Here is a 17,025-nt window from a genome sequence, read left to right on the forward strand (position 1 = left end):
GGGCCGCCCCCGTCCACGCCCGTAATGGCATAGACCTTGCCCGGCCCCGAAGGAGAATTCCGTGCTTGCTGCCGACATCCTGCTGGTGGAAGACCAGTTCCTCATCGCCATGGAAGCCGAAAGCGCGATCGAGGCAATCAACATCGGGCAGGTCCGCACCGTCGCCTCCGTCTATGAAGCCCTGAAAGCCATCAGCGCGCGCGTGCCGGATGTGGCGATACTCGACGTGAACCTTGGCGGCGAGAATTCGCTTGAGGTCGCGCGCACCCTGCGGGCGCGGGGCGTGCCCTTCATCTTCGCCACCGGCTATGCCGACCGCACCATGATCCCGCCCGACCTGCGCGACGTGCCGATCGAGCGCAAGCCCTATTCAGCGCGCGCACTTGCTGAAAAAATACGCCAGATCGTATCCTGAACCGGCCCTGATCCCCCCTTGCCCCAAGGAGATTTTCTGCTGATGAAATGGCTCTCCGGCCCCATTCGTGGCGCTTTTTGCGGCGCGGCCTGCATTGTGGCCCTTGGCCTGCATTCCCCTGCCAAGGCGGCCCCCCGCCTTGATGCGCTGCAGGTGCCACCGGGGTTTCATGTCAGCCTTGTATCGGATCATGTGCCTGGCGCGCGCGAACTCGCCCGTGGCGCGCGTGGCACCATCTTCGCGGGCAGCATGGGGCCGGGCAAGGTCTATGCCATTACGGGCGTGGACGGGGGCGGCCCGGTGGTGGTGCGCACCATTGCACGGGGGCTGAGCCAGCCGGTGGGCGTGGCCTATCATGATGGCGACCTGTATGTGTCCGACACGCAGCGCATTGTCGTGCTGCGTGATATCGAAAACCACCTCGACAAGCCGCCAGCGCCGGAAACCGTGGCGGACAACCTGCCCTACCGCATGGGCGACCATTCATGGAAATTCATTGCCTTCGGGCCGGATAACCGGCTGTACGTGCCCATCGGCGCACCATGCAACATCTGCGACGTGGGGCATGATTTTGGCCGGATCATCAGCATGGCCCCCGATGGCACCGACCGGCGCGACGTGGCGTTTGGCATTCGCAACACGGTCGGTTTCACATGGCAGCCCGGCAGCGGCACCCTGTGGTTTACCGATAACGGGCGCGACAACATGGGCGATGATGTACCATCGGATGAACTCAACCGGCTCGACACGCCTGGCCAGTCCTTTGGCTATCCCTACTGCCACCAGGGCAATGTGCCGGACCCGGAATTCGGCCAGCAGCATGCCTGCTCCGAATTCACGCCACCGGCCCTGCTGCTCGGCGCGCATGTGGCGGCCCTCGGGCTGCGGTTCTATGAAGGCAGCCAGTTTCCCGCCGCCTATCACGGCAACCTGGTCATTGCCGAGCACGGATCATGGAACCGCAGCCAGCTTGCCGGTTATCAGGTCGTGAACGTGGCGTTTGACGCCGATGGCAGGCCCCGGGCGCCGCAGGTGCTCGTGGGCGGCTTCCGGCAGGGGCAGCACGCGTGGGGGCGGCCTGCCGATGTGCTGCCCCTGCCCGATGGCAGCGTGCTGATCAGCGATGACCTGTCCGGCGCGCTCTATCGCCTGAGCTATGGTGGGGCCGCACCCACGCCGTAAGCCGCGCAACCCGCCTGCCCCGTCCGTATGGACTGCCGGGCGCGGGAGGCCCTTCATCCCCACCAAGGAGGCATGACCATGTCCATTCGCAAAACGCTCATGCTCGCTGGCCTGCTCGTTCTGCCCGGCATGGGTGCACAGGCTGCGCGACCGCCTGCAGCGCCCGCCCCCGCCATTTTGCCCGACACCACCCAGCCCGCCCCGCCACAGCGGCTGTACCGGCATTTATGGGCCGATGACAAAGGCGTGAGCCACATTGCCACCTGCCCGGTGCACGCCTTCTTCCTCAAGAGCATGTCGCCCCCTGCCGGGCCGCAATGGCAGGACCCCATGGCGCCGCAGGTGGCGACCATCATGATGACGGTCCAGCCCGCGCACTGGAATGGCACCTGGCACCCCGACCCCAGGCCGCAATGGATCATTCCGCTCCAGGGGCGGTGGTATGTGCGGGCCATGGATGGCACGCGGGTGGAGATGGGCCCCGGCGACATCCTGTTTGGCGAAGACCAGGCCGTGCGCCCCATGGCCCACGGCCCCTTTCGCGGCAAAAAAGGCCATGACGCAGGCAATATAGGCGATGGACCGGTCACGCTCATGGTGATCCAGTCCGATGCGGCGCCGGTTACGAACCAGCCCTGCCGCTATCATTAGCGTGACAGGGCATTAGCGCGGCAGGGCCTTATCCACAGATTCCGGGGATAGTCAGAAAGATAACCCTGTGGAAAAAACATGAAGATTTCGATTCATGCAGTAAAATAAACAATCTTTGGCAAGAGCATATGGTTCTGCCCCCGCGCCGCCCCCGCAGGGAGGGGCCGTGCCTTCAGTCGAGTTGCTGGATGCGACGGGCCTGCCGGGCATGATCGCGCAGGATATCAGCCAGCCCCGGCAGGCAGGGCTCGCAGTTCTCGACCAGGACCCGGCCATTGACGATCGTGGTGCCCGCCACGGCAGGGCCGCAGCGCAGCCATGCCTCGACCGGATCGGTCAGCGCGCCCGCCAGCGCCACATCGGACATATGCCAGATAACAAGATCCGCGCAGGCGCCGGGACGCAGATGGCCGATCTCGTCCTCCCACCCCAGGCAGGCGGCTCCGCCCCGCGTCGCCATGTCCAGCGCGTCGCGCGCGCTCATGGATTGCGGGCCGCCGCGCATGCGGCCAAGCAGCATGGCAGTGCGGGTTTCCATCCACATCGAGGCATGGTCGGTCGTGGCCGAACCGTTGCAGCCCAGGCCCACGCGCATGCCACGCTCCTGCAGGGCCTGCACGTCGGCGCTGCCGCCACCGATCATCATGTTCGAACCGGGACACTGCACCACGCTCACCCCCGCCTTTGCCAGGCGGTCGATCTCGGAGGAGGAAGGATAGATGTAGTGGGCCACCCATGCGCGCGGACTGGCCCAGCCCATCTGCTCGAAATGCTCGGTCGGCGTGCAGCCATACAGGCTCAGGCTGTAATCATCTTCCTCCATGTCCCCCGCCAGGTGGGTGTGCAGGCGCAGGTCATGGCGATCGGCCAGTGTTACGGAGTCCCGCATGATCTGCCCGGAGGCCGAGAACAGCGAGGCCGGGCCAAGGGCCACCCGCCCCATGGCACCGGGCGAACGGTCATGGAAAAGCCCGACCAGCCGCTCGCAGTCGGCCATGATGGTGTCTTCATCCTGCACGAGAACGGCCGGGGGCAGGCCGCCATCTTCCACCGAGCGGGTCATGCTGCCGCGTGTCGCGTAGAAACGGAAGCCGATGTCACGCGCGGCGCGGAACTGCGCATCGACCAGGCCGGGACAGGGATGGACATACATATGGTCCATCGAGGTGGTGCAGCCGCCCATGAGCAGTTCCACCATGGCCACGTAGGTGGCGAGATAGGTCGACTCCTCATCCAGCCTGGCCCACAGGGGGTACAGCGCGCGCAGCCATGTAAAGAGCTTGCAGTGCGTGGCGGGCGCGTACGAGCGCGTGAGGTTCTGGACCATGTGGTGATGGGCATTGACCAGACCGGGCGTGACCAGCCGCCCCCGCGCGCTGATGACACGACGGGCCTCGGGCCGGGGCTGGTCGGCGGTGCCGACGGCGTGGATGCGATTTTCCCTGATCGCAATCCAGCCATCGGGAATTTCCCATTCACGGTCAATATAGAGGTGGGCATCACAAATCAGGATATCGATCATTACTTACCCATGCTGCCCCAGTGCAGGCATGTACAGGCTCAGGACAGGCCTGCTGCATCCCGGTTTCTGGAGACGTAAACGCTTGATCATCACTTAAGTAAATTCATTAGGTATTTTTTCGGAACATGCCACCATCATGCGTGCCTGTCCATATGTATAGATCCGAACATTGAGGTACGAAAAAGAGAACAACAACCCGCGATTGCAAAAAACAGACCCAAAAGAGGGACTTCTTTCCCTTTCAGGTTGCATGACAGGGGCAGAATTAATGTGGAAATCGCATTTTTTTCGAGAAATTGAGGCAAAATATTACGTTAATATATATTAATTTTATGGTTTATGTTTTTATTTACATCGGTCTATAAAAAATCACTTAACAGACGCCTGTTCACTTCAAAAATCCGCTGCTTCTGACTGGAAAATTACCATTTAGGTATATTTTCCTATAATTCGTATTATGCTGGCATATCCGCAGGCCGCGCACTGGAAGAGTTGCAGCATGACCTGAAAAAGGGATCATATTATTAACACATATTCATATATACGCTATCAGTATTTATGAAAGCATCGGCCATGTCGCTTGCCATAATCGTATAATGAAATGGTTTTGTTAAAAACGACTTTACGAATATGGCAAAAATCAGGCAGGCCGCGCGTCAGGCGCAAGGGCCTGCGGCAGCACCGCAGGGCATATGCGCGCGGAAGCACGCAATGCCTTAAATAAGAAATATTCGTAACATCACCAGAGAACTGCTACCGCAAGTTGTATTCCTGCCCTTGGAGCCTCGCGACGATGTGATCCATCCGGGTTCCGTGGGCGGCTTGCAGTATTGCAGGTTGCATTTTCCGTATCCCTTGGCCGATATCACCGTCATGGCGCGGATTGTCCCGCGTCACGCGGAAGACGGACATGCTGGTTCACGAAGGCCCATCACGCAGTATCACGACCGACCTCAGGCTGGGCTGCACGCTCGCTGCGGTGGCAGGTGGCGTGAATGTGACCGGCTTCCTGGCCGTTGGCGCCTATGCCGCGAACATGACAGGCAACCTTTCGGCCATGGCGACGGGCCTGGTGCAAGGCGGGCGCATGGCCGTGCTGTGCAGCCTGGGGCTGGTCGCGGCCTTCGTGGCGGGGGCCGTGGTGGCGACGCTGCGTCTCAGGGCGGGGTGCAGGCGGGGCATGGCCTGCATGCATGCCCGCATCATCATGCTGGAGGGGCTGGCACTCGTGGCGCTGGGGCTGGTGGCGGCCTGCCTGCCCACGGGGCCGGGCACCGGGGTGCTGGGCTACGGGCTGGGTTTCCTCATGGGCATGCAGAACGCCACGGTCACCCATATTTCGGGTGCGCGGGTGCGCACCACACACATGACCGGCATGCTGACCGACCTTGGGCTGGAACTGGCCCAGTGGATGGGAAACCGGGCATCTGCCTCGCCTGATGTCACGACCCGGCTGCGCCTTCATGGCGCGATCATCGCCGCCTTCGTGCTGGGTGGCGCGGCAGGGGCGCTGGGCTATGGGTGGTGGGGGGCGCGTGCGCTCATCGGGCTGGGGGTGGTACTGGTCATGCTCGCGCTGCCTGCCGTGCTGCGGGGCAGACAGCGGGGCTGATCCACAGGGTGCTATGGTTGCATGCCACCGGGTGTCATTTTATCCTTGGCGTTGCAACAGGCGGCATGGACCGCGCCAAAGGGGTGAAAAACAGACACCATGACCCAACAGACCAAGGCTACCGATTTCCTCGCCGCCAGTGGCGTGCCCTTTTCAGTGCACACTTATGAATATGCGCCCGGTGGCGGGCTGATCGGCATGCAGGCCGCATCCTCCATCGGGGCGGACCCGGCCTGCGTGCTCAAGACACTGGTGGTGGAAGTCGATCGCACCACGCCAGCCTGCCTTGTGGTGCCAGCCGACCACCGGGTCAACTTCAAGGCGGTGGCGGCCCTGTTCGGGGGGCGCAACGCCCGCATGATGCCGCCCGAGAAATCCGCGGCGCTGACCGGCTTCCGCTCCGGCGGCACCAGCCCGTTCGGGCAGGCCAACCCCATGCCGGTCGTGCTGTCGGCTGCCGCCATGACGCAACCCACGGTCTATATCAATGCAGGCGACCAGGGACTTGTCGTTGCACTGGCCCCGGCTGATGCGCAGAAAGCCGTCGCAGCCAAGGTGGCCGATATTTCCGCACCACCGCCAGCCAGCACGGACTGATCCGCCCCACGGCCAGGCAGCATGGCGCGGGGCGTAAAGCCATTCCCCTGGCGTTCCAAATCCTGCTATGCGGGCAGGATGAACAACAAGACCCTGGCAACCCGCATGGTGCCGCTTGCCGTGGCAACGGCCATCCTGTCGTGGGCCAGCGCCTATCCGGTCGTGCGCATTGCCTTGCGCGACATGCCGCCCGTGCCGCTGGCCGCCATCCGTTACGCGGTGGCAGCGGCCCTTGCCGCGCTGTGGCTGGCCTGCCGGCGCGTGCCGCCGCCTGCCTGGCGCGACGTGCCGCGCGTGCTGGCCTGCGCGGGCATTGGCATTTCACTTTATAATGTACTCTTCAACATGGGTGAGGTCACGGTCTCGGCCGGGGCGGCGAGCCTGCTCATCAGTTCATGCCCGCTCATGACCGCGCTGATCGCCATGCCCGTTCTGGGCGAGCGGCTGACGGCATGGGGCTGGGCGGGATCGCTGCTCAGTTTCTCGGGCGTGATCCTGATCGCGGGGGGGCAGGCAGGCGGTATCGCCTTCGGTTCGGGGGCGACCATGGTGCTGGGCGCCGCCCTGTGCTCGGCAATCTATACCATCATGCTGCGCCAGCTCATGCCGCGCTACGGGGCGCTGCCCACCATTGCCTACATTCTCATTGCCGGGGGGCTGCTGCTGCTGCCGTGGCTGCCACGCGCCTGCATGGTCGCCGCCCATGCGCCCTGGTCGTGCACGGCGGCGGTAGTGGAACTGGCCGTCTTTCCCGCAGCCCTGGGCTACGGGGCCTGGACCTTCGTGATCGGCCACATGGGGGCGGCGCGGGGATCGGCGCTGCTTTATACCCTGCCTCCGGTCACCATGCTGCTGGCCTTTGCCCTGACGGGGGAAGTGCCCGCACTCCGCACGCTGCTTGGCGGTGGCGTGGTCATGCTGGGGGTCGTGATCATGAACACATGGGGCCACCCGGCACGGCGGCAGTTGGCACGGGGCTGAACATGGCGTGACCTGCGGGGCCGCGCGTACCGCCCGTGTGCAGCAAACAGCCCCCGATACCGGCGCTTCACACCGTCTCTTAACCTTTTGCGGGCATAACGCCGTGAACAGGAACGAGACAGGGATTGATGATGGCTGTTTCCCCCGATCATGCGGAAATGGCTGCCCGCTGGGCCAGTTTTGATGCCGCATGGTACCATGCCCGCTATGCCACGGTGCTGGACCTTATGGACGTAACGCCCGCGCAGGCGTGTGATTTCTACCACGAGCATGGTGCCGCGCTGCGTCACGCGCCCAATCCGTTCTTTGATGAGGCATGGTACTGCGCCACCTATCCGGACGTGGCCGCCCTGGTGGCGCAGGGTGTATGGCGCAGCGGGTTTGACCATTACCTGAACGCGGGACTGAACGACCACAACCCCCACTGGCTCTTTGATGAGCACGCCTACCGCGCCGCCTACCCCGACATGACGCAGGCCGACCTCGACCAGGCGGGCTACCGCAATGGCTACGACCATTACCTGCGTACGGGCGATGCACAGATGCGCACCGGGTCATGCTTTTTCGACCCGGCGACCTATCTTGCCCTGGCGCCGGAGGGAGAAGGCAGCGCCCTCGCCCGCCCTTTTGCCGATTACCTGCTGCGCGGCGCGGCCTTTATGCCGTGGCGCACGCTCTCGCCCTATTTCGATGCCGAATGGTACGTGCATGCCTACCCCGCCGTGCAGGCGGAAATCACGCAGGGGGTGTGGCAGTCCGCCCTGCACCATTACCTGTGCAATGCCACGCCGCTGGAATTCGACCCCGGCCCCCTGTTTTCAGAATCCTTTTACTGCGCCATCAACCCCGACGTGCTCGAGGCGGTAGAACGGGGCGAACTGCGCAATGGCTATGCCCACTTCCTCCGCCACGGCGTGCATGAATTGCGCAAGCCATGCTCGATGCTGGACCTGGCACAGTACATGCGCGACCCCGCCATTCAGGCTGACGTCAGCGCAGGCCGCGCGCGCGATGGCTTTGGCCATTATCTCACTACCCGCCCCGACCTGCGGCCTGCGGCCCCGCCACCCGTAACCGAGGAACAGGCCCGCGCCCTGTTCCGCCACATGTGCGCCGTGCGCCTGCCGCTGCTGCTGGCGGCGGGCATCGATTTCAGAGCTGACGGACCGCCTGCGCTGAGCGTCATCATCATCGCGCATGACCAGTTTGAAATGACCATGTCCACGCTGGCCTCGCTGCGGGCCAATTACGCGGGCGCGCTGCAGGTGATCGTGGTGGATTCCGGCTCACGCGATGGCGTGGCCCATATCGAGCAGCATGTAAAAGGCATCGAGGTGCTGCGCTTTGCAGGCAATATCGGCTTCGTGCGCGGGTGCAACGCTGCCCTTGCCAGGGCGGTGGCGCCTGCCGTACTGTTCCTCAACAACGACGTGGACCTGCAATACGGCGCGATAGCCAACGCGCTGGCCCGCCTCATGGCCGATGACGCAACAGGGGCCGTGGGCGGGCGCATCATCCGCACCCACGGCGTGCTGCAGGAGGCAGGTAGCATCGTCTGGCGCGACGGCTCCGTGCAGGGCTACATGCGCGATGCCCACCCCGCCGTGCCCGAGGCCGGATTCGTGCGCGCGGTCGATTTCTGCTCGGGCGTGTTCCTGATGGTCCGCACCGATGTGGCGCAGGCCCTGGGCGGGTTTGATGAAGCCTATGCCCCCGCCTATTTCGAGGAGACGGATCTGTGCCTGCGCATCCGCGCGCAGGGCTACCGCATCCTGTACGACCCCACCGTGTGCCTGGTGCATTATGAATGCGGCACGTCGGACGCCACCAGTGCCTCGCGCCTGATTGCGCGCAACAGCGCCCTGTTCACGCGCCGCCACGGCCCGGAACTGCGGCGCAGGCCCCTGCGCCACGACCCGCTGCAGGCCCGCGCCCGCCATGCCGATGCAGGAAGCAGGCATGTACTGTTCATCGAGGACAGGCTGCCGCTACGCTATCTCGGCTCGGGCTTCACGCGCTCGAACGATATCATCACGGCGCTGGCGGCTCTGGGCTACCTTGTCACGGTCTATCCCATTTTTCGCCCGATTGAGGATCTGGCCACGATCCGCGCGGCCTTCCCCGATCAGGTCGAGGTCATTCATGACCGCGAACTGCCTGACCTGGGTGCGTTCCTGCACGAGCGCCGCAGTTGCTTCGATGCCATCTGGATCGCCCGCACCCATAATGCCGCCCGCCTCGCCTCCATTGTAAACGAAGCCGCCTCCAGCATTCCCACCGACCGCATCGTGGTCGATACCGAGGCCCTGGCCACCTGCCGCGACGTGGCCCATGAGCGCCTGCACGGCCTTGCCAGCCCCGCGCCCTTTGCCACGCGGCTGGCGGCGGAACTGGCCCCGCTCTTCCTGGCCCACCGGGTCGTGGCGGTGAACGCGGCCGAGGCGGACCTGCTGCGTGAGGCGGGTTTTGATAACGTGTCCGTTCTGGGCCATGCGCAGGTGCCGCGCGCCACGGGGCCGGGCTGGGCCGCACGGCGCGACATCCTGTTCCTTGGCGCGGTGCATGACCAGCAGGCCCCCAACCTCGACTCGCTGGCCTGGTTCAGCGCCGAGGTGCTGCCCCTGCTCGTGGCCGAACTCGGGCCGGACATCCGCTTTGGGGTGTGTGGCCACGTGAACCCACGCGTCGATCTTGGCCCACTGCGCCAGCACCCCAACGTGCGCATGCTGGGCCAGGTGACCGATACCGCCCCCATCTATGACCAGTATCGCGTCTTTGTCGCCCCCACCCGCTTTGCCGCGGGCATTGCCTATAAACTGCACGAGGCAGCCGCCAATGGCCTGCCCGTTGTCGGCTCGCCGCTTCTGTGCCAGCAGGCGGGCTGGCAGGACGGGCATGACATGCTCTGCGCCGACATAACCGACCCCGCCGCTTTTGCCCGTCAGGTGATCCGGCTGTATCATGACCAGACGTTATGGGAGACGGTGCGCGACAATGCGCTGCACCGCATTGCCACCGAACACGCCCCGCTGGCCTATCAGGAACGGATCGGTGACATCATGCACAGCCTGTTCGCGCCAGACTAGAGGCCGGCCTTCCCCCTCCGGCCGCCATCATGAAAGAAGCCGGATGACCGATATTTCCTTTGCGCCGGGCATTGATGCCGCCCTGCAGGCCCGCGTGCTGGCCGCCCCGCATTTCCGCCGGTGGCATGCGGCCATGCGCACCCGCTTCACGCTGCGCCATGTGCTGGTGCGCGATGCGGTGGCCTTTGACCCGGAGCGCATGGGATTCATATTCGTGGAGGCCGATGCCCTGCATGAAGGCAAAGCCGTGCCTGGCCTTGCCCTGCTGCGGGGGGATTCCGTATCGGTCATGGTGGTATTGAAATGCCCCGGCTACCCTGACCGCACCATTCTCACGCGTGAGGCCCGCGTGCCGGTCGCCCAACCCGGCCTGCTGGCCCTGCCCGCGGGCATGCTCGATGGCGGCGCGTTTGTCAGCACGGCACTGCGCGAACTGGCCGAGGAAGTGGGCGCCGACCTGAATGTACGCGCCGGGGATCTGGTGGAACTGACGCATGTCTGGCTCTCGCCGGGCGGGTGTGACGAGGCGATTGGCCTGTACTATACCGAACTGACCATAGACGAGGCCCTGGCCCGGCGCCTTGCGGACCGGCAGACCGGGCTTGCCTGCGAGCACGAACATATCCGCCTGCATGTGATCGACATGGCGGACCTGCCCCATATTGGCATGACGGACGCCAAAACGTTGCTTTCATGGCACATGTACCAGGCACGAAAATGAACATACGTTTTTTTGTTGACACAACAATGTGAGGGTTGTCATAACCGCCAGAAGCAGACCTGCCTTGTGCAACTGCTTCTTGGACGTTTCCTCCCTAAACTCAGCGGTGCATATGCACCGCTTTTTTTTGTCCTGTTTTATATAAATTTCCTATAACTCTATGTCGTGTAGTATAATGTGGCACAGAGCAAATTACATGACGGGAACACAGCAGAATGAGCGGTATCTTCAATGATGTTATGGGCAAGCTGAGCGATCTGGCTGGTGCGGCGGGCCTGTCGGAGCAGGTGCATTCCTACCTGGCCGAGCTTCTTACCCCCGCCACCATCACCAGCCTCGTGACCCAGGCGGAACAGGCCGGACTGGGCGACAAGGTGCGCTCATGGATTGGCGATGGCCACAACCTGCCCATCTCGACCGATGAACTGCGCACGCTGCTGAGCAACCAGCAGGTCCAGGCCATGGTAGACAAGACCGGCCTGCCCGCCGCGACCATCCTGCCTGTCCTCGCCCATCTGCTGCCCGAGGCGGTCAACGCCCAGACCCCGGCAACTGCCGCAGAAGCCCCCAAAACCGCCTGAATACAGAACGGGGCCGGTCACATATGGCCGGCTCCTTCTTTATGGCGACTGAATCATGGGGCATGATGCAGCGTGCGCCATGGACTGCCTGGCAGTTTTCATGATGCTGCCAGAAATGACGGTCGCGCACACGGTCCTGGCATGCCGCGCCGGTGGCAGAAAACAAGCCACGGATTTCCCACGGATCAGGGCGATAACACATGCGCCATGCAGTTGATGACAGGCTTTCCCCTGATGGGAGCTGCTACTTACTTATTTTTATTTTCAGGATTTTTTATCGAGGACGATGGTGGGCGCAACAGGGATTGAACCTGTGACCCCTACCATGTCAAGATAGTGCTCTACCGCTGAGCTATGCGCCCATCGTCCGTCGATGAAGTGGCTTTTACTGGCCCTTTCAGGTGGATGCAACCCCTCTTTTCAAAAAAAACGCATTGACCCCCAGACTGCCGCCTGCCCCTATGGCGGCCATGCGCTGCCCTGCCTTCCCATCCCTGCTGCCTGCGTGCATGCGGCTGTTCCCTATGGGAAAACCCGCATGACGGAACACGCCGTGCCGCCCTTTCACGTCATTGAACCCCAAGGCATCCATCGGCCGGTCATTGTGGCGTCCCCGCATTCGGGGCGTAACTACATGCCCGAATTCCTGCGCCAGTCGCGGCTGGGCGCCCTCGCGCTGCGGCGCAGCGAGGACTGTTACGTGGAGCAGTTGTTTGAAGCCGCACCCGGGCAGGGTGCGACCCTGCTGCACGCCACCTTTCCACGCGCCTATTGCGATGTGAACCGCGAGGCATGGGAACTCGACCCCACCATGTTCCGCGAGCCCCTGCCTGCGTGGTGCAACACCACGAGCCGCAAGGTCAGGGCCGGGTTTGGCACCATTGCCCGCATTGTCTCGCGTGATGGGCCGATCTATGCCCGCCCGCTCCCGTTCGCGGAGGCGGAAAAGCGGGTCCGTACCTGCTGGCAGCCCTATCATGATGCCCTGGCCCGGCTGGTGCATGACTGCGTGGCGCAACATGGCTTCTGCCTGCTGCTCGATGCCCATTCCATGCCCGTGGTGAAGGGGCGTGGCGAGCAGCCGGATTTTGTGCTGGGCAATGCCTGGGGCACCGCCTGCACCCAACAGATGACGGCACTGGTCGAGCATGTGCTGACAGGCCACGGCTACAGCGTCGCGCGCAACGTGCCTTTTGCAGGGGGGTATGTCACCCGGCATTACGGGCGGCCACGGCGTGGCGTGCAGGCCCTGCAACTGGAAATGAGCCGGGCGCTGTATATGGATCAGGACAGCCTGCAACCCCATGATGGCTTCGCGCGCCTGCAATCCGTGCTGATGGAAGTGGTGGCCATGCTGGCGCAATATGGTGACATGCTGGCGCAGATGGCAGCCGAATAGGCCATGAGGCCGCAAAAACGCGACCAAGCCCGCTTCTGCCCCTGGATTTGCGCTTTATCGCCCCGGCGCAGGCAAGCGCCATGCCATTCCTTCACCCCTGATCGTGGTGAGTGTTCCCCATGCCCGTCATCACGCAGTGCAGCATAAAGTGCCGGGTGTATTGACGCGCTGCACCAATCTTTTGCGCAACACATTTTCTTCTTATCGCCTGTGGTTGGAATAAATTATAAGGTCTATGGTCTTAATTTTATTGTGGCCGGACTCATTCCGGCATGCCCGCTTATTGTCATGGCCTTATTTTTTATTTTATGCGGTACGGCCGCAACCGGAATAGCAATGCATCGTTGATCTCCTCACAGCGGGCGTTTCCGGGATTGCTTCCTCCATCACACCCCATGAGGGAACGAGGAAAAACAAGGATCCCCTGTAGCCGCTGCCAGCGAAAGGTGAAGATCATGAATTCTCATATCTCCCTGCATAACCGTATCGTCCTGTCCCCTGCCGATAGCCGCGGGGGCGGCGGTGCCGCGCACAATCCCGGCAATTTCGCCAATGACCGCGCAAAAGCGGCCGAGGCAGGGCACAAGGGGGGCCAGAACAGTTCCGGCAACTTTGCCCGCGACCCCGAACGCGCCGCCGAGGCAGGCCGCAAGGGGGGCCAGCACAGCCATGGCGGCACGGGCCATGAGGCGGAAAAAACCACCCAGGCCAGCCACAAGGCCACGGCCCACCCATCCGGCAATTTTGCCGATGACCCCGAGCGGGCGGCCCAGGCCGGGCGCAAGGGCGGCCAGCACAGCCACTCCAAGACCTGAACGCACCGGCTCAGGGCAGGAGGCGGCCATGGCGGTGCCATGCCGCCTCCCCCTTTTGCAACTGAACCCGCGCCACGACAACACGAGGCGGCAGGCATGCCCCTGCGTGGTGCGGCGTGAAGAACCGGCAAGGAGAAGTTACATGTCTGCTACGGCAACCAGCACGATGACCAACAAGCATGACCTCATTTCCTCCGACCAGGTTGAAGGCACGGCCGTGTATTCACCCTCGGGCGAGAAACTGGGCACGGTCAAGTATTTCATGGTCGACAAGATTTCAGGCGATGTCGCCTATGTTGTCATGAGCTTTGGCGGCTTCATGGGCATGGGGAACAGCTACCACCCCCTGCCGTGGAAAGCCCTGCATTACGACCCCCGCCAGGGCGGCTATATCGTGTCCCTCACGCGCGAGCAGCTTGAAGGCGCTCCGGCCTATGCGCAGGACATGTCGCCTGACTGGAGCAATGACACCTATGGCCAGCAGGTCGATACCTATTACGGCGGATTGCCCCACGTATAGACCGGGCCGCAATCCGTAAACTCGAACCGCAGGGAACAGCCTTGGGCCGTGACCTGCGGTTTTTTTTAATCCTCAAAAAACCCTATCCTTTTTTCCCTGCGCGCCAGGCCCGTTCCCGCGCCAGAAGGGCCTGCTTGCGGGCAACGCCCCAGCGATAGCCCGACAGGCTGCCATCGGTGCGGATAACGCGATGGCACGGCACCACCACGGCCAGCCGGTTGGCCGCACAGGCCCCGGCAACCGCGCGCACGGCACCCGGCCGGCCAATGCGGGCCGCAAGTTCGCCATAGGTTACGGTCTGGCCGCAGGGTATGGCGCGCAGCGCCTGCCAGACCTGAAGCTGGAAGAGCGTGCCCTGCACCGCAAGCGGCAGGTCGGGCATGGCCCAGGGGGTCTCGATGCAGGCTGTCACGGCCGCCAGCCCCTGTGCCAGCGCCGCATCATCCGCACCCCCGGCCCGCGCTGCGGGAAAAGCCGCCATAACAGCCCGTTGCAGCGCGCGCTCGTCCGTATCGAGCATGATGCCCACCAGCCCTTCCGGGCCAAGCGCCACCAGGACCATGCCAAGGCCTGAAGGCCCGGTGATGAAACGGATGTCGGCCCTGTGTCTGAATGGTGTCATGAACGGACAACCCTCATTGCGTGTGGCGGGTATTGCAGCAAAGAGCGGGCCATCATGCAAAAGGTTTTGTGTCTAGCGCGAAAAAAAGAAGCCGCCTTGGTGAAAAAAGGCGGCTCCCGAAATTTTTTTACTTTTATAACAGACTTTTAACGCAGGATGCCGGTATGCCCGACCGAGTAGCGGCCCGGCTGCGGCCATACGGTCAGCCCATGGGGTTCCTGCCCCACCGGGATCTTGCGCGTGGCCCCTGTCGTGGTGTCGATAGCGTAGACGACATCATCAAACCGGCCCGAGAGCCACAATGTCCTGCCATCATTGCTGACATTGCCCATGTCCGGGCTGCCGCCGCCGGGAATGGGCCAGTTGGCCACAACCTTGTCCGTTGCAAAGTCGATCACGCTCACGCCACCCGCCTTGCCATGTGGCGGCCCGTGAATCTTGTGCGAACCACGATTGGCGACATACATCTTCGTGCCGTCACGGCTGGGATACAGGCCATGGGTGCCGATGCCGGTGGGGATGAAGCCCGTCTCGCGGAAGCTGTCGCCATCAATGACAAACACGCCATCGGCATGCATGTCGGCCACGTAGAATTTGTGGCCATCCGGCGCGGTCAGGATATCCTGCGGCATGCCACCGCCTGACAGCTTGAGGTAACCGATCACCGTGCGGTTGACGGTATCGACCTTGGCCAGGTAGCCGCCAAACTCACAGGTGAAGATGGCGTAGCGCCCGTCGATGGAGAAATCGGCGTGGTTGACACCCTTGCACTGCGGCACCGAGACCGAACCCTGCAGTTCCATCGTGTGCGGGTCACGGAAGTCGAGCCGTTCCCGCGCCTCGGCCACCGTAATGGCGGATTTTCCATCAGGGGTGAAATACATGTTGTACGGGTCATCCACCGCCACTTCAGGCAAGGGCTGGGTGGTGCGCGGGTCGATGGGCGTGAGCGTGCCGTTGGTCGTGCCCTCGGCATTGTTGGTCACCCACAGGGTGCGCAGGTCCCACGCGGGCACGACATGCTGCGGGCTCTTGCCCACCTTGAAGCGCGCGATGACCGTATAGGTCTGCGGATCGATCACGTACACATTGTTCGAGCGCAGGTTGGGCACGTAAATGCGCGGCGGATCCTTGGCTACCTCGGGGTTGAGGTTGTTGGCCCGGGTCTCGGTATAGATATTGTGGGGGTCGAGCACGGGCGGCATGCCGGGAATGGTGTCAACAGCCTGCGCCATGGCCACCCCACCTTGCAGCAGCAGCAGCATGCCCAGCCCCAGAACCGGTAGTTTTTTCTTGTGTGTCATAGTGTGATCCTGTTCGTCGCGCGGCCCCTATAGCACGCCATGGCAGCGGCGCAATCAGGGCGAATTCCGTCCTGTTGGGTCGTGTTGCATGGCCGCCACCGTGGCGTTGACCTGCATGTCTGCCCCGACCTGCCCAAGGGCTGCATCGGCACGGCGCGGGTCGCCGCCATACACGCCCTGCGCCGCCGTGGGCAAGGCAGCGGCCCGCAGCGCCTGCTCGCGCACAAGGGCCGGGTCAAGGGCCAGCATCAGCGCGGTATCAGACAGGTCGGCATGCTGGCCTACCTCCGCTGCGTGACCATGCTGGCGCAGCCAGGTGGCATAGGCGCCCGGCACCACGTCGTAATAGGCAGGCACGTACAGCACATGCGCCCCCGTGCCGAGCCAGCGGTGGTTGAGCGCATCGGCCACCGCGCGCAGGTCCTTCTGGTAGCCGCCATGGTCGCCAATCAGCACCACGCGGGTAAAGCCCTGCACGCGAAAGCTATCGGCCGCATCGCTGAGCAATGCACGGAAGGTGGCGGGGGTGATGCTGATGGTGCCGGGAAAGCGCATGTGCGACGTGCGCGGCGCCGTGCCCCCTTCGGGCACGTAGGCCACCACGGGCGCCACGAGCGCATGGCCCGCGGTCCGTGCAATGCGGCGGGCGAGCAGCAGGGCACGGACGTCATGCTTGCCCACCGCAATGTAGGGCCCGCTCTGTTCCGTGCCGCCAACCGGCACGATGATGGTGGTATCCCCCGCCTGCACCGCGTTGCGGATTTCGGTCCAGGTCAGGTCGGTAAAATCAACCGTGTCGGGGCTGGCTGCGGCCGGGCCACACCACAGGGCGGCAAGCAGGCTGCATGCGGCCACAATGGCCGGACAGTTACGCATGGATGGCAGGGCCTTCTGGCTACAGGCGTTTCATGCGCCCGTGTGCCCTGTCGCGGCGCCGTTGGCAACAGCCATCAGCCATGCCCCCCTATCCGCATGCAACTCGCCCCGTCCCGCCCCGTTGGGAAAACACATCTCCTC

At 63.5% G+C, this 17,025-nt stretch carries 16 protein-coding genes and 1 tRNA gene; 12 read left to right on the forward strand and 5 right to left on the reverse strand.

The window, feature by feature from the left end:
- Positions 1 to 61: 61 nt before the first annotated feature.
- The 3 genes from HNW77_RS15290 to HNW77_RS15300 all read left to right on the forward strand — a co-directional run bounded on the left by HNW77_RS15290 (position 62) and on the right by HNW77_RS15300 (position 2,248).
- Positions 62 to 415 carry a response regulator gene (locus tag HNW77_RS15290; protein WP_338033800.1) on the forward strand — a complete coding sequence of 118 codons (354 nt, stop codon included), beginning with the start codon at positions 62 to 64 and terminating at the stop codon, positions 413 to 415.
- A gap of 42 nt (positions 416 to 457) precedes the next feature.
- Positions 458 to 1,597, forward strand: coding sequence for a PQQ-dependent sugar dehydrogenase (locus HNW77_RS15295; RefSeq protein ID WP_172158789.1), 1,140 nt, complete (start codon positions 458 to 460; stop codon positions 1,595 to 1,597).
- Positions 1,598 to 1,675: 78 nt separating this feature from the next.
- A complete protein-coding gene (locus HNW77_RS15300; RefSeq protein ID WP_172158790.1) occupies positions 1,676 to 2,248 on the forward strand; it encodes a cupin domain-containing protein in 573 nt (190 codons plus the stop codon).
- Between the two features lie 172 nt (positions 2,249 to 2,420).
- Here HNW77_RS15300 and HNW77_RS15305 read toward each other — a convergent pair whose 3' ends face one another.
- Positions 2,421 to 3,770 carry an amidohydrolase family protein gene (locus tag HNW77_RS15305; protein WP_172158796.1) on the reverse strand — a complete coding sequence of 450 codons (1,350 nt, stop codon included), beginning with the start codon at positions 3,768 to 3,770 and terminating at the stop codon, positions 2,421 to 2,423.
- A gap of 910 nt (positions 3,771 to 4,680) precedes the next feature.
- On the opposite strand from HNW77_RS15305, the gene HNW77_RS15310 reads away from it, so the two are divergent.
- The 6 genes from HNW77_RS15310 (at position 4,681) to HNW77_RS15335 (ending at position 11,348) form a co-directional block, all read left to right on the forward strand.
- The gene (locus tag HNW77_RS15310) at positions 4,681 to 5,382 is read left to right on the forward strand and encodes a YoaK family protein (protein ID WP_172158798.1); all 702 of its coding nucleotides are present in this window, start codon (positions 4,681 to 4,683) and stop codon (positions 5,380 to 5,382) included.
- A 99-nt stretch (positions 5,383 to 5,481) separates the two neighbouring features.
- Entirely contained in the window at positions 5,482 to 5,979 is a 498-nt protein-coding gene (locus HNW77_RS15315; protein WP_172158800.1) for a YbaK/EbsC family protein, read from the forward strand.
- Positions 5,980 to 6,057: 78 nt separating this feature from the next.
- Positions 6,058 to 6,960: a DMT family transporter gene (locus HNW77_RS15320; RefSeq protein ID WP_241694516.1), complete on the forward strand. Its 903-nt coding sequence runs from the start codon at positions 6,058 to 6,060 to the stop codon at positions 6,958 to 6,960.
- A 131-nt stretch (positions 6,961 to 7,091) separates the two neighbouring features.
- Positions 7,092 to 10,046, forward strand: coding sequence for a glycosyltransferase (locus tag HNW77_RS15325; protein WP_172158816.1), 2,955 nt, complete (start codon positions 7,092 to 7,094; stop codon positions 10,044 to 10,046).
- Positions 10,047 to 10,089: 43 nt separating this feature from the next.
- Positions 10,090 to 10,767, forward strand: coding sequence for an NUDIX domain-containing protein (locus HNW77_RS15330; RefSeq protein ID WP_172158801.1), 678 nt, complete (start codon positions 10,090 to 10,092; stop codon positions 10,765 to 10,767).
- Positions 10,768 to 10,982: 215 nt separating this feature from the next.
- Complete coding sequence (locus HNW77_RS15335) at positions 10,983 to 11,348, forward strand: YidB family protein (RefSeq protein ID WP_172158803.1); 366 nt, start codon at positions 10,983 to 10,985, stop codon at positions 11,346 to 11,348.
- 287 nt (positions 11,349 to 11,635) lie between these two features.
- Here HNW77_RS15335 and HNW77_RS15340 read toward each other — a convergent pair.
- Positions 11,636 to 11,710 (reverse strand) — tRNA-Val (locus tag HNW77_RS15340).
- A 176-nt stretch (positions 11,711 to 11,886) separates the two neighbouring features.
- Here HNW77_RS15340 and HNW77_RS15345 point away from each other — a divergent pair.
- From HNW77_RS15345 to HNW77_RS15355, 3 genes are all read left to right on the forward strand, one after another.
- Positions 11,887 to 12,747, forward strand: a complete 861-nt coding sequence (locus HNW77_RS15345; RefSeq protein ID WP_172158804.1) for an N-formylglutamate amidohydrolase — start codon at positions 11,887 to 11,889, stop codon at positions 12,745 to 12,747.
- 455 nt (positions 12,748 to 13,202) lie between these two features.
- The gene (locus HNW77_RS15350) at positions 13,203 to 13,562 is read left to right on the forward strand and encodes a con-10 family general stress protein (RefSeq protein ID WP_172158806.1); all 360 of its coding nucleotides are present in this window, start codon (positions 13,203 to 13,205) and stop codon (positions 13,560 to 13,562) included.
- Between the two features lie 142 nt (positions 13,563 to 13,704).
- Positions 13,705 to 14,082: a PRC-barrel domain-containing protein gene (locus HNW77_RS15355; protein WP_196781839.1), complete on the forward strand. Its 378-nt coding sequence runs from the start codon at positions 13,705 to 13,707 to the stop codon at positions 14,080 to 14,082.
- Positions 14,083 to 14,164: 82 nt separating this feature from the next.
- On the opposite strand, the gene HNW77_RS15360 is transcribed toward HNW77_RS15355, so the two are convergent.
- From HNW77_RS15360 to HNW77_RS15370, 3 genes are all read right to left on the reverse strand, one after another.
- Entirely contained in the window at positions 14,165 to 14,704 is a 540-nt protein-coding gene (locus HNW77_RS15360) for a methylated-DNA--[protein]-cysteine S-methyltransferase (RefSeq protein WP_172158808.1), read from the reverse strand.
- Between the two features lie 146 nt (positions 14,705 to 14,850).
- The gene (locus HNW77_RS15365; protein WP_241694518.1) at positions 14,851 to 15,969 is read right to left on the reverse strand and encodes a YncE family protein; all 1,119 of its coding nucleotides are present in this window, start codon (positions 15,967 to 15,969) and stop codon (positions 14,851 to 14,853) included.
- A gap of 93 nt (positions 15,970 to 16,062) precedes the next feature.
- Positions 16,063 to 16,884, reverse strand: a complete 822-nt coding sequence (locus HNW77_RS15370; protein ID WP_172158812.1) for a creatininase family protein — start codon at positions 16,882 to 16,884, stop codon at positions 16,063 to 16,065.
- Between the last annotated feature and the right edge of the window lie 141 nt (positions 16,885 to 17,025).

The sequence above is a fragment of the Komagataeibacter melomenusus genome (assembly GCF_013155395.1).
In the GTDB taxonomy this organism is placed as follows: Bacteria; Pseudomonadota; Alphaproteobacteria; order Acetobacterales; family Acetobacteraceae; genus Komagataeibacter; species Komagataeibacter melomenusus.

Excerpts from the sequence above, each read along its gene's own strand:
- HNW77_RS15295 (WP_172158789.1), top strand. The coding sequence starts at position 458 with ATGAAATGGCTCTCCGGCCCCATTCGTGGCGCTTTTTGCGGCGCGGCC.
- HNW77_RS15300 (WP_172158790.1), top strand. The coding sequence starts at position 1,676 with ATGTCCATTCGCAAAACGCTCATGCTCGCTGGCCTGCTCGTTCTGCCC.
- HNW77_RS15305 (WP_172158796.1), bottom strand. The coding sequence starts at position 3,770 with ATGATCGATATCCTGATTTGTGATGCCCACCTCTATATTGACCGTGAA.
- HNW77_RS15310 (WP_172158798.1), top strand. The coding sequence starts at position 4,681 with ATGCTGGTTCACGAAGGCCCATCACGCAGTATCACGACCGACCTCAGG.
- HNW77_RS15315 (WP_172158800.1), top strand. The coding sequence starts at position 5,482 with ATGACCCAACAGACCAAGGCTACCGATTTCCTCGCCGCCAGTGGCGTG.
- HNW77_RS15320 (WP_241694516.1), top strand. The coding sequence starts at position 6,058 with ATGAACAACAAGACCCTGGCAACCCGCATGGTGCCGCTTGCCGTGGCA.
- HNW77_RS15325 (WP_172158816.1), top strand. The coding sequence starts at position 7,092 with ATGGCTGTTTCCCCCGATCATGCGGAAATGGCTGCCCGCTGGGCCAGT.
- HNW77_RS15330 (WP_172158801.1), top strand. The coding sequence starts at position 10,090 with ATGACCGATATTTCCTTTGCGCCGGGCATTGATGCCGCCCTGCAGGCC.
- HNW77_RS15335 (WP_172158803.1), top strand. The coding sequence starts at position 10,983 with ATGAGCGGTATCTTCAATGATGTTATGGGCAAGCTGAGCGATCTGGCT.
- HNW77_RS15345 (WP_172158804.1), top strand. The coding sequence starts at position 11,887 with ATGACGGAACACGCCGTGCCGCCCTTTCACGTCATTGAACCCCAAGGC.
- HNW77_RS15350 (WP_172158806.1), top strand. The coding sequence starts at position 13,203 with ATGAATTCTCATATCTCCCTGCATAACCGTATCGTCCTGTCCCCTGCC.
- HNW77_RS15355 (WP_196781839.1), top strand. The coding sequence starts at position 13,705 with ATGTCTGCTACGGCAACCAGCACGATGACCAACAAGCATGACCTCATT.
- HNW77_RS15360 (WP_172158808.1), bottom strand. The coding sequence starts at position 14,704 with ATGACACCATTCAGACACAGGGCCGACATCCGTTTCATCACCGGGCCT.
- HNW77_RS15365 (WP_241694518.1), bottom strand. The coding sequence starts at position 15,969 with ATGCTGCTGCTGCTGCAAGGTGGGGTGGCCATGGCGCAGGCTGTTGAC.
- HNW77_RS15370 (WP_172158812.1), bottom strand. The coding sequence starts at position 16,884 with ATGCGTAACTGTCCGGCCATTGTGGCCGCATGCAGCCTGCTTGCCGCC.